The sequence below is a fragment of the Qipengyuania gaetbuli genome, assembly GCF_020171365.1.
Taxonomy (GTDB): Bacteria; Pseudomonadota; Alphaproteobacteria; order Sphingomonadales; family Sphingomonadaceae; genus Qipengyuania; species Qipengyuania gaetbuli_B.
The window spans coordinates 119,884-131,408 of record NZ_JAIUZO010000002.1; the positions used below are offsets into that span (position 1 = coordinate 119,884).

At 63.7% G+C, this 11,525-nt stretch carries 10 protein-coding genes; 4 read left to right on the forward strand and 6 right to left on the reverse strand.

All coding sequences use genetic code 11. The features are described 5' to 3' along the window. Positions 1-142 precede the first annotated feature (142 nt). Positions 143-1,357: an argininosuccinate synthase gene (locus tag LCL94_RS00950; RefSeq protein WP_224830618.1), complete on the forward strand. Its 1,215-nt coding sequence runs from the start codon at positions 143-145 to the stop codon at positions 1,355-1,357. Positions 1,358-2,290: 933 nt separating this feature from the next. Further along, positions 2,291-2,803 (forward strand): septal ring lytic transglycosylase RlpA family protein, encoded by a 513-nt coding sequence (locus tag LCL94_RS00955; RefSeq protein WP_224830619.1) that lies wholly within the window; start codon positions 2,291-2,293, stop codon positions 2,801-2,803. A 19-nt stretch (positions 2,804-2,822) separates the two neighbouring features. Here LCL94_RS00955 and LCL94_RS00960 read toward each other — a convergent pair whose 3' ends face one another. The 6 genes from LCL94_RS00960 to uvrA form a co-directional block, all read right to left on the reverse strand. Beyond that, positions 2,823-3,383: a hypothetical protein gene (locus LCL94_RS00960; RefSeq protein ID WP_224830620.1), complete on the reverse strand. Its 561-nt coding sequence runs from the start codon at positions 3,381-3,383 to the stop codon at positions 2,823-2,825. Beyond that, positions 3,359-4,234 carry a hypothetical protein gene (locus LCL94_RS00965; protein ID WP_224830621.1) on the reverse strand — a complete coding sequence of 292 codons (876 nt, stop codon included), beginning with the start codon at positions 4,232-4,234 and terminating at the stop codon, positions 3,359-3,361. Before LCL94_RS00965 ends, LCL94_RS00960 begins: the two co-directional genes overlap by 25 nt. An 89-nt stretch (positions 4,235-4,323) precedes the next feature. Beyond that, a complete protein-coding gene (locus tag LCL94_RS00970) occupies positions 4,324-5,073 on the reverse strand; it encodes a BglII/BstYI family type II restriction endonuclease (protein ID WP_224830622.1) in 750 nt (249 codons plus the stop codon). Continuing rightward, positions 5,070-5,714 carry an MT-A70 family methyltransferase gene (locus tag LCL94_RS00975; RefSeq protein WP_224830623.1) on the reverse strand — a complete coding sequence of 215 codons (645 nt, stop codon included), beginning with the start codon at positions 5,712-5,714 and terminating at the stop codon, positions 5,070-5,072. Before LCL94_RS00975 ends, LCL94_RS00970 begins: the two co-directional genes overlap by 4 nt. Before the next feature lie 96 nt (positions 5,715-5,810). Beyond that, the gene (locus LCL94_RS00980) at positions 5,811-6,014 is read right to left on the reverse strand and encodes an excinuclease ABC subunit A (protein WP_224830624.1); all 204 of its coding nucleotides are present in this window, start codon (positions 6,012-6,014) and stop codon (positions 5,811-5,813) included. Continuing rightward, positions 6,011-8,926 carry an excinuclease ABC subunit UvrA gene (uvrA, locus tag LCL94_RS00985; protein WP_224830625.1) on the reverse strand — a complete coding sequence of 972 codons (2,916 nt, stop codon included), beginning with the start codon at positions 8,924-8,926 and terminating at the stop codon, positions 6,011-6,013. The genes LCL94_RS00980 and uvrA overlap by 4 nt, the downstream gene beginning before the upstream one ends. A 417-nt stretch (positions 8,927-9,343) precedes the next feature. On the opposite strand from uvrA, the gene LCL94_RS00990 reads away from it, so the two are divergent. After that, positions 9,344-10,222: a lysozyme gene (locus LCL94_RS00990; protein ID WP_224830626.1), complete on the forward strand. Its 879-nt coding sequence runs from the start codon at positions 9,344-9,346 to the stop codon at positions 10,220-10,222. Between the two features lie 203 nt (positions 10,223-10,425). Further along, entirely contained in the window at positions 10,426-11,520 is a 1,095-nt protein-coding gene (locus LCL94_RS13460; RefSeq protein WP_224830627.1) for a sensor domain-containing diguanylate cyclase, read from the forward strand. Positions 11,521-11,525: the final 5 nt, after the last annotated feature.

Below are 11,525 nucleotides of genomic sequence, written 5' to 3' on the forward strand. Positions count from 1 at the left end.
CCCGCGGTGTCATGCCAATCTAGGGTCTTGCCCCGCGCCGAACCAGTCATCGCGCCATCTTTCCCGCAACTTAGCGCTTCTTGATTGCCTATAGCGCCGCGCTCCTGCTAGCGGCGCGCCCGTAATCGAAAGGTGTGTCCGAATGTCCGATATCAAGCGTGTCGTCCTCGCCTATTCCGGCGGCCTCGATACCTCCGTCATCGCCAAGTGGCTCGAAGTGGAACGCGGCCTCGAAGTCGTCACGTTCACTGCCGACCTCGGCCAGGGGGAGGAAATCGAACCGGCCCGGGCCAAGGCGCGCGCCATGGGCATTCCGGACCAGCACATCTTCATCGAGGACCTGCGCGAGGAATTCGTGCGCGATTTCGTGTTCCCGATGATGCGCGCCAATGCCCGCTATGAAGGCGACTACCTGCTCGGCACCAGCATCGCGCGCCCGCTGATTTCCAAGCGCCTTGTCGAGATCGCGCACGAAACCGGCGCGGACGCCATCGCGCATGGCGCGACCGGCAAGGGCAACGACCAGGTCCGGTTCGAACTGTCGGCCTATGCGCTCGATCCGGACATCAAGGTCATCGCCCCGTGGCGCGAATGGGATCTGACGAGCCGCACCGCGCTGATCGCCTGGGCCGAAGCGCACCAGATCGCCGTTCCCAAGGATAAGCGCGGCGAAAGCCCGTTCTCGACCGATGCGAACCTGCTGCACACCTCGTCGGAAGGAAAGGTGCTGGAGGATCCGTGGGAAGAGACGCCAGATTACGTCTATTCGCGCACCGACCATCCTGAGAACGCCCCGGACACGCCCGAATACATCACGATCGATTTCGAGAAGGGTGACGGCGTTGCCCTGAACGGCGAGGCGATGAGCCCGGCGACCCTGCTTGCCGCGCTGAACGGTCTCGGCCGCGCGCACGGCATCGGGCGCCTCGATCTCGTCGAAAACCGCTTCGTCGGCATGAAGAGCCGCGGGATGTACGAAACCCCCGGCGGCGAAATCTACGCCCGCGCCCATCGCGGGATCGAGCAGATCACGCTCGACCGCGGGGCGGCACACCTCAAGGACGAACTCATGCCGCGCTATGCCGAACTGGTGTACAACGGCCTGTGGTTCAGCCCGGAACGCGAGATGCTGCAGGCTGCCGTCGACCTCAGCCAGGAGAAGGTGTCGGGCACCGTCCGCCTCAAGCTCTACAAGGGCAATGCGATGGTGGTGGGCCGCAAGTCGCCCAACAGCCTCTATTCCGAAGCGCACGTCACCTTCGAGGACGATGCGGGCGCCTACGACCAGAAGGACGCGGAAGGCTTCATCAAGCTCAACGCCCTGCGCCTCCGCCTGCTGGCGAAGCGCGACCGGTAATTGCGTGAAAGCGGGTGCGGGAAGCGCAAAATTGCGCATTCCCTACGCTTGACCTTCAGAAATTGCGACGAACCGTTGACTTATCCACCTCCGTCCACAGCGAATTCGGGGGAAAGTGGATAACTCGGCTCTTGCAAGCTTGAAGAATCGGGCGATCAGGCGCAGCTTCAATTCATCGGAACGGCGAAGAAAGCTTCCGGTCCAGACGGTCCAACGACCTGAAAGACTTAGGAAATTCGGAACCGGAAAGACGTAGCGGGATCTGTCCGCGCGACTTTCGAGACCCTCGTGCAGAAGGCTTCGGCCAGACGCAAGGCGGGTCGATGACGGAGACGCGTAACATCCCATTATGGGCCGGACCAACCCGGTCGGATGCCGAGGAGGCGTCGCAGCAAGGTCTTCGGACCGGATGGTGATGCAACCGCTCGAGGCTCCGGCCATCAACGGAAGGTCGGGCTGCGGAGCCGCCCGTCGAAGGTCGGCTGGGGAAGGTAAGCGAATGGCTTCGGCCACGACGCGACCTGACCGGGCTGATTGGAGGGTGGAGCCGGATGCCGGTGCGAGCGCCGGTGACAGACCCGGAAGACCGTCTTCGGACGGACAGAAGGGAAAAGCATCGGATGCCAAGCTCTCGTCTTCGGACAAGACCACGCATCGGTGAGAGTGGGGTCGGCAGCAATGCCGGCCCCATTTGCTTTGGGCTCCCTTCCCCGCATCTCGCCATCCTCCGTCCAGGCATGCAGACCCTCGAATCACGCGATAGTGTGATTGCCCTGTGCCACCCACGAGATGCTGTAGGAAAGTGCGCCCGATCCGCGCCGCGAGGCCGCAATCGCGACGAACTGTGGCCGAATCGAGGCAGCCGCCCCTGGCCTTAACGACTCCGCCTGCGGGGTCATCTATAGCCTCCCGAACCGAACGGGAGGTCCATTCATGGCCAAACGCGCGCTACGCAGCATGCTCTTCTTCGCAGCCCTCACGCTGCCCGGTACCGCCGGTCATTCCGAAGAGCGTGAGCTTACCCCAGTATCCGACACCCAGTTCGCGGCCACTTTCGCCGCCTACGCGCCCCTGCCCGAAGCGCCTGCGCCGGGTCCGGAGGCGGTCGACCTCGCCACGATCGAGCCGGTAGTCGACGCGGAACCTGCGGGCACCTCGCTCGGCTCGGGCGTCGCCTCCTATTACGGCAAGCGTTTCCACGGCCGCCGCACCGCCAGCGGGGAACGGTTCGACATGAACGGCTACACCGCCGCGCACCGCACCCTGCCCTTCGGCAGCCGCGTTTCGGTGACCAACCCGCGCACCGGCAAGTCGGTGGTGGTCCGCATCAACGATCGCGGTCCCTTCCACGGCGGCCGCACGATCGACCTGTCGCGCGCCGCGGCAGAGGAGATCGGCATCGTCAACCGCGGCCACGGCGAAGTGGAACTGGCGCTGCTCGACTGAGCAAGCGCTCCGCGTCTCCCTATTCGCGCGTCCTGGCCCTGCGGGGCCGCTGCGCCGGATCCATCGCCTCCACCTTCGAGAAGTTGAGCGTCACCTGCTCGGCAGAGCAGGCCGTGACGGTCGCCACGGGCACACGCACCACCTGTGCGGTTTCCTCGTTGCGGATGGTGAGGTTGCGCAGCGTCGCGCCGACCTCGCACGCCATGCCCGAAGGCCGCGCCGCAGCCGCTTCGCGCACCTTCTGAACTGCGGGAAGCAGCAGGCTGGCCGCCTGCGGCCTCGGCCCCGGCGCCGCCACATCGCCCGGAGCGCCCGAGGCAGAGGCAGCGGAGTCGCGCCACACCTCGTAATCGCGCCCGTCCACCCGGCCATCGCCGCTCGCATCGGCCGTGCCGTCGTTCGTCACGTCCCCGCTCGCGACCTTCACGCCGCCGGTAAAGCCCTCGCCCTCGCCCTTGAAGCCCATTGCGGCGATCCGGCTTTCGCCCTTGATGCCGTCGAACTTCATGTAGGCCGCCGCCTGCGCCGCGCAGGGCAGTGCGAGTGCCCCCAGCGCTATGAACCAGTTCCGTGCATGCATGATCTCTCCCCTTCCGTAGGGGAAGGTACGCCTTCGGGCAGAGTCGCACAATCGCCCCTGCCCACCGCGCGCAGCGCCGCCGCCAGCTCCTCCTCGGTGGTGAGCAGCCACCATTCGGGCACGCCCGCCTCGTAGGCCTCCATCTGCACCGCCTCCACGTCGTAGGGGTCGAGCTCCCACCCGGCGAGCTGGGCGAAGCTCTCCACCCCATCGGGCCGCGCGTCGTAGAACCGCTCGAGCCGGTTGCCGAACCACTGGCAATCGGCCTGCGTCAGCTTGGCGTCGGGATCGTCGCATTGCCCTCCGCACTTCCTACAGGGTGGAACGGATGGAACAGGGTCCTGGGGAGAATTTCCGGCGGCATCCGAAGCATCGCCAGCATCGCAGCCGGGCCGGTCTTCCAGCGCGCACCCTTCGCGCAAAGTCTCGATATCCCCGTCGAGCGTGGCGAGCGCCGCGACCACCTCGGGCCGCTCCTCCAACCGGTCGAGCCGCGCCAGGTGCGCGAGCAGCAGGCGGCTGTCAAAGCGACGCCGCCGCGCGACCTCCTCGCCGTGGTAGAACACCGCCTCCTCCACCCCTTCGATCGCCCGCTCCGCCAGCGTAGCCTCCGCGTGCGCGCGCGCCGCGAGCAGCGCCGCGTCCCACGCCCGCGCAAGCGCCGCCGAGGCCCGCCGCTGGCGATAGGCCGTCTGCGCTGAGACCCGCGCCGCGCGGCACGCGAGCCGGACATTGCCGAACAGCTGGAGGCTGGCGAGAAACTCCGCCTGCCGCGCGGGCGAGAAGACGGTGTGTCCTTCGCCGTGCGGGCCGGCAGTGGGAGCGGGTTCGATGGGGACGAGAGCGTTCATGGTTCACCTCATGAAGTGGAGTGAACCGGGTTAGTTATAGGGGAATTGGGGAGTAGGACAGATCGGAATTTGAGCCTAAACTCGGGGATTTAGGGTACAATACACTGAGGCGTAATTCCGATCGCGAGGACCGGACAGCCTCCATTTCGTCCGGCGTCCAAGCGATAAAGCAGTTTGCCCATCCACGTCGTCGAAGCTCCAAACTTCTTGTAGACTTCGTCAGCGCCTTGGGTGCCATCCTTTTTGAGCACTTTTCCTAGTCCGCGGAAATAGTTGGTGTCGAGTGATGAACCTCGCGTAATAATCACACCAACATCAATCGCTCCCGCCTCATAAAACGCTGAAAACGCGTATAAATCTCGGTCGTACGTCTGGTCCTTTGAGTTCCATTCGAGATCAATCGCGACGCGACCTTGGAGAAAATCGATCCGGTGTCCGTCTAGGAATCCCTCGCGCACGTAAGAGTCTATTATCTGATCCTTCTTTTTCGCGTGCAGCAGTTTCACGTGAAGATCGGCCGAAATCCGCGACTCCTGCCAACCCGAATTCTGGTCGAAGAGTGTGTCGACGTATTTCGCTATTGGGCCCTTGCTACCGCCCGGCAACCGGATCATCGTCTCTGTGATTTGAAAATTGTTTAGCGCTGATTTTAGGTCAGCGAACTGCTGTGGGAAGCTTGAAGCCAATATTGCGGCCGCATTTCTGTAGCTACGGACCTCGAATTTCTCACAGATGTTTTTGCCTAACACTGATTCCGCTAGGATCGCAGGGTCGGCACCCTTCCCGGTCGAAACGTCATCGGCAGCTTCAAAATCGCCACCATAAAGAGAAGAGCTCATTCAGCAGCTACCGCCATCGAGTTGAAGGAGTAGGTGCTCCAAGTTGGGGCATAAGATTCGTCAGCTTGATTGCCCCAAACCGTCCAACCGTCACGTACGCCCCGACTAAACATTTCAAGTCTTGGACCCCAACTACATTCCTCAATGAGTTGGTACTGCTCATCAGGTTTCCGGCTATGCTCACGCTTGCGCGACTGAATCATATTTACTTGGCTGCGGCCAGGGGGAAGCGTCCGAGCATTTTTCCCTCGCACGCCAAAAAGCAGAATCTCTGTTACATTACGGAAGTAAAACCCAACGCCCCTTCCGTCGGAGCCTCCGTCTTTCCGAATCTTATGCCAGATAATATTTGAAACGTACCGAAATCCCCAAGCTTCCATTACCTTAAGTCCATCCGGCAATAATGCATTAGGAACCCACATATAAAGATGTGCCGGTTCGGCCGAAATTTCTTCTACCGGAAGCTCGCAAATTTCATCGAGCGCCATAGTTCCATAGCGCATTAGTCGCTTGTGCTCCGGGGCGACCTTCCCTGTTCTATTCTGGAACTGCCAAGGTGGGTCAGCCAGAATTGTTCCAAATTTGACGCCGTTTGCAACGCGTAGCAAGGCTGAAGCGGGTGTTTCGTCTTCTGAGAACATAGGGAGACCATGCTAAACGGTGTTCGGTGTGTCAACGAACTCTCTGCCTCTTGTCACCATATTGGATAAAGATGCTAATTCATTGGTGGCCAAAGCTCACTCCGCCGCCTCCCGCTGCCTCTCCAGCATCGGCTTGAGGTACTGCCCCGTATAGCTCTCCGGCACTTCCGCCACGTCTTCCGGCGTGCCCTGCGCGACGATCTGGCCGCCGCGCACGCCGCCGCCGGGGCCGAGGTCGAGGATGTGGTCGGCGGTCTTGATGACGTCGAGATTGTGCTCGATCACCACTGCCGTCGTCATTCAGCCGCTTCCGCCCGGCGGTTCAGTAGCGGGGCGAGGTACTGGCCGGTGTAGCTCTCCGGCACCTCGATGACCTGCTCAGGTGTCCCGCTTGCGACAATCTTCCCGCCCCTGACACCGCCTCCGGGGCCAAGGTCGAGAATGTAGTCAGCCGTTTTGATGACGTCCAAGTTGTGCTCAATGACGACGACACTATTGCCCTGGTCGACCAGCCGGTGGAGCACTTCGAGGAGCTTCCTCACATCCTCGAAATGGAGGCCCGTGGTGGGCTCGTCCAAAATATAGAGCGTCTGGCCGGTGCTGCGCTTCGACAGTTCCTTGGCCAGCTTCACCCGCTGCGCCTCCCCGCCTGACAGCGTGGTCGCCTGCTGGCCGACCTTGACGTAGCCCAGCCCCACCTCGTTCAGCATGTGCATCTTGTCGCGGATCGGGGGGACGGCCTTGAAGAACTCCTCCGCATCCTCGATCGTCATGTCGAGCACGTCGGCGATGGAGTGGCCCTTGAACTTCACCTCCAGCGTTTCGCGGTTGTAGCGCTTGCCGCCGCATTCCTCGCAGGTGACGTAGACGTCGGGCAGGAAGTGCATCTCGATCTTGATGAGGCCGTCGCCCTGGCACGCCTCGCAGCGGCCGCCCTTGACGTTGAAGCTGAAGCGCCCGGGCTTGTAGCCGCGCGCCTGCGCTTCCGGCAGGCCGGCGAACCAGTCGCGGATCTGGGTGAAGGCGCCGGTGTAGGTCGCCGGGTTGGACCGCGGGGTGCGGCCGATGGGCGACTGGTCGATCTCGATCACCTTGTCGCAATATTCGAGGCCGGTGACCTTGTCGTGCGCGCCCGCGACCACGCGGGCACCGTTGAGCTGGCGCGCGGCAGACGCGTAGAGCGTGTCGATGGTGAAGGACGACTTGCCGCTGCCCGATACGCCGGTGATGCAGGTGAAGGTGCCGAGCGGCAGGCTGGCGGTCACGTCCTGGAGGTTGTTCGCCCGCGCGCCGTGGACGGTCAGCTGATGGCCGTTGCCCTTGCGGCGGTCGGCGGGGACGGTGATCTCGCGCGTGCCGTTGAGATAGGCGGCGGTGAGCGATTTCTTCGACTTGAGCACTTGCTTCAGCGTGCCCTGCGCCACCACCTCGCCCCCGTGGACGCCCGCGCCCGGGCCGAGGTCGACCACATGGTCGGCGGCGCGGATCGCGTCCTCGTCATGTTCGACCACGATGACCGTGTTACCGAGATCGCGCAGGCGCTTCAGCGTTTCGAGCAGCCGGTCGTTGTCGCGCTGGTGGAGGCCGATGCTGGGCTCGTCGAGCACGTAGAGCACGCCCGACAGGCCGCTGCCGATCTGCGAGGCGAGGCGGATGCGCTGGCTCTCCCCGCCCGAAAGCGTGCCGCTGGTGCGGTCGAGATTGAGGTAGTCGAGCCCGACATTGTCGAGGAAGCCCAGCCGCTCGTTGATTTCCTTCAGGATGGCCTGCGCGATCTGCCGCTGTGTGTCGTTCAGCTGGTCGGGCAGCGCGAGGAACCACTTCTTCGCATCGGCGACGCTCATCTTCGTGGGCGTGGCGATGTCGGTCGCGGCGATCTTCACGCTGAGCGCCTTTTCGTTGAGGCGCTTGCCGTGGCAGGTCTCGCACGGCTGCGCGGTCTGGAACTTGGCCAGCTCCTCGCGCATCCAGGCGCTCTCGGTCTGGAGCATGCGGCGGTTGAGGTTGCCGATCACGCCCTCGAACGGCTTGCGGACGGTGTATTCCTTGCGCCCGTCCTTGAAGGTGAGCGGGATGGCACGGCCGCGGGTGCCGTAGAGGATGATCTCGCGGACCTCGCGGTCGAAATCCTCCCACGGGGTTTCGAGGCTGAACTCGTATTCCTTCGCGAGGCTGGCGAGGACCTGCATGTAATAGGGCGACGGCGGGTTGGACTTGGCCCAGGGCACCACGGCGCCCTTCTTGAGGCTCAGCGCTTCGTTGGGCACGACCAGCTGCGGGTCGAACAGCTGCTTTTCGCCGATCCCGTCGCAGGTGGGGCAAGCCCCCTGCGGCGCGTTGAACGAGAACAGGCGCGGCTCGACCTCCTCGATGGTGAAGCCGGACACCGGGCAGGAGAACTTCTCGGAAAAGACGATGCGGTTGGCGGGGATGCCCGCGCCCTTCATCGCGCCGCCGCTGTCAGCCTCGCCCTCGCGGCCCGGCACGACGCCGTCGGCGAGGTCGACATAGGCCAGCCCCTCGGCCAGCTTCAGCGCCTGTTCGAAACTGTCGGCCAGCCGCGTCTCGATGCCTTCTTTCACCGCGAGGCGATCGACCACCACCTCGATGTCGTGCTTGAACTTCTTGTCGAGCGCGGGCGCGTCCTCGATCGCGTACATCTCGCCATCGATGCGCACGCGGGTGAAGCCGGCCTTCTGCCATTCGGCCAGTTCCTTGCGGTATTCGCCCTTGCGCCCGCGCACTACCGGCGCGAGCAGGTAGAGCCGCGTGCCTTCGGGCAGCGCCATGACCCGGTCGACCATGTTGGAGACGGTCTGCGCCTCGATCGGCAGGCCGGTGGCGGGCGAATAGGGCACGCCCACCCGCGCCCACAGCAGCCGCATGTAATCGTAGATCTCGGTCACCGTCGCCACGGTCGAGCGCGGGTTTCGGCTGGTGGTCTTCTGCTCGATCGAGATGGCAGGGCTGAGGCCGTCGATATGCTCGACATCGGGCTTCTGCATCATCTCGAGGAACTGGCGCGCATAGGCGCTGAGGCTCTCGACATAACGCCGCTGCCCTTCGGCATAGATCGTGTCGAACGCCAGGCTCGACTTGCCCGAGCCCGACAGGCCGGTGATCACGATCAGGCTGTCCCTCGGCAGGTCGATATCGACGCCCTTGAGGTTGTGTTCACGCGCGCCGCGTACCGAGATTTGCGTAAGTGCCATGGGGAGAGCGTGTTCCCGAATTGTTCGCTTTGGTCAAGAGGGCCGCGTTCCGCATGGAGGGCCCTGCAACAGGGAGCGGACGAGCGGCGCGAGAGTTCCAGCGATGTGGGAAAGCCGGGCGCGAATGCAAGCGCGGGACCCCGATGGCGATGCAGTGCGCTCTCCCAGCATGCCTGCCACGCTTCACCGCGCCGGTTTTACCGCCCTACTCTCAATGGCTTGTTTGGACCCCTGCTCCGAACCCGCTGCAGAGCATCAGGCAGTAGGCGCCCACTGCCGAAAGGAGGTTTGCGAGCGGCAAGCCGTGGACCTTTCGCGGCTTGCGGACCGTTGAGTGACTGAAGCGCCAGCAGACCACCATTCGCAGTTCAGGACCACCACGAGATGACGCAAGAAACCGAGAAGGAGCAAGGGGACATGCCACCCCTGCCCTCCCAGCGTCCGTCATCCGTTGCCGACCAGCTCCAGACCGAGCGAATCCGCGCGCTGTTCGGCGACTACGACAGGCCGCTGGACAGCGAGAAATGGACCTCGACACCCCACGCCGGAGACCAGAAGGGGGCCAAGGGGCTGCTTGCCCGGATAAGACGCCACCGCGATCACCGCCGGCAACTGAAGCGAGCCCGCAAGGCTGCGCAAGCCGCTTTCGGAGTGAAGCCGCGCCTCTCTACCCGAAAGCGGGCGACACTCATGATGGGTGCCGGGGCCATGGGGCTGACCGCCTTTACCGGCCCCCCGATCCAGCAATCGGGTGACGGGGTTGCGCCCAACAACCTCTCGCTAGACGAGACGGAACGAACCATCAGGCTGCCCGCCGCGCTGCTGAAGGCAAGCGATGCGTTCAAGCAGGCGCTGATCGAGGAGGAAGGCGTTCGCTACACCGTTTACCGCGACGTTGCCGGTTACCCTACGGTCGGTGTCGGACACCTGGTAACGCCCGGTGACAACCTTAGGGTCGGTGACCGGATCGACGAGGACCGCGTGCTGGCATTGCTCGATCGCGACCTGCGGATCGCCGAACAGGGCGTCCGCCAGCTGGTCGGCACGCTTCCCCTGTACCAGCATGAATTCGATGCCCTGCTCGATCTCGTCTACAATGTGGGCCTCGGCAATGTGTCCGAGACCGAGAGCCCGCGTCTCAACGAGGCCATTCGTGCAGCCGATTACGAAGCTATCGCGGCAGAGCTCGACTACACCTACGCGGCGGGCGAGATTGCCCGCGGGCTGGAGTTTCGTTCCGAACGGCGCGCGCAAATCTTCATGGACGCCAGTTACGACGATCCGCGCGAAATTTGAGCAATAATCGGGTTATCTTACGGATATTTAGCGACATTTTTTATTATCATTTCCCGTTCATGTGAAACATGCCATAGGCGCCGCCACTTTGCGGGCGAGACAGTCCGGAGCAATAACAGGGGGTGCGCTTGTCCGAGGCGCAGGCATTCGGGGCCATAACGGAAAGGGATGCGGACTGGGTCCGCGAAAGGTGGCGGGAAACTGTGCGTTCGGTGCTCATCACCGAGGGTCGTGCTTTCCCTGCCAACGTGCTGTCGGTAATCCTGTTCGCCGGGGCAGCCAGCTGCCTGCCCAATGCTTCGGCCTATATCCTGCCGCTGCTCATGCGTGTCCTTGCCCTGGTCGGCGCGCATCTTTCCTATAATCACCTGCGCTCCCGCATCCAGAAAGGCGCTCCGCTCGAACCGGCGCTCCGTTTGCTGGGGGTCATGCTGTTCTTCGGCGGGATGAGCTGGGCCTACCTCCTGCTCCCCTCGCTCGACACAGCGGTCGACCACCCGCTCCGGGTGCTGATGGCTGGCGGTACGCTGGTCGGCGTGGCGCTGATCGTCACCATGACCGCGACGCTGCGCATCCCGACGCTGGCTTATGTAGCCGGCTTCCTCGTCACTCTTTTCGTCGGCGTTGTCGTTGGGGCGCCCGAGGCGGCCGTCATCTATTCGGCCGGTGTTACCCTGCTCGCGGCAGGCGTGCTCATTTTCGCTTTCGCCAATGTGCGCCAACGCGAGGCATCGGCCGACATGCTGGTCGAGAACCGGCGGCTGAACGAGGACCTGGCCGAGGCGCTGGCCCATGCGGAATTCCTCGCCAAGCACGACCCGCTGACCGGCCTGTTCAACCGCCGTGCGCTGTTCGAGGAACGGCTGGTCGACGGCGCCCACAACGAAACGGCACACCTGCTGCTGGTGGATCTGGATCACTTCAAGAAGCTCAACGACAGTTTCGGCCACGACATGGGCGACCGCGCTCTGATCGAGGCGAGCAAGCTGATGCGGGACGTCATGCGCGACTATGGTCCGGGCCATCATTTCGCCGCCCGCCTTGGCGGGGAAGAGTTCTGCCTCTTCATCGACGAACCCGACTCAGCGCAGGCGCTGGTCTTTGCCGAGGATCTGCGCGAGGCTTTCTCGCAGCTGCACGAGGCGGTGGGGCTGCCCGGCGGCGCGCTGAGCGCTTCGATCGGGCTTACCCACCACGACCGCGGCGAGACTGTCGACCTCAGCCTGCAGCGCGCCGATGCGGCCATGTACGATGCGAAAACGCAGGGCCGGAACCGCGTCCGCAGGGTCGAACGTTAAACCCC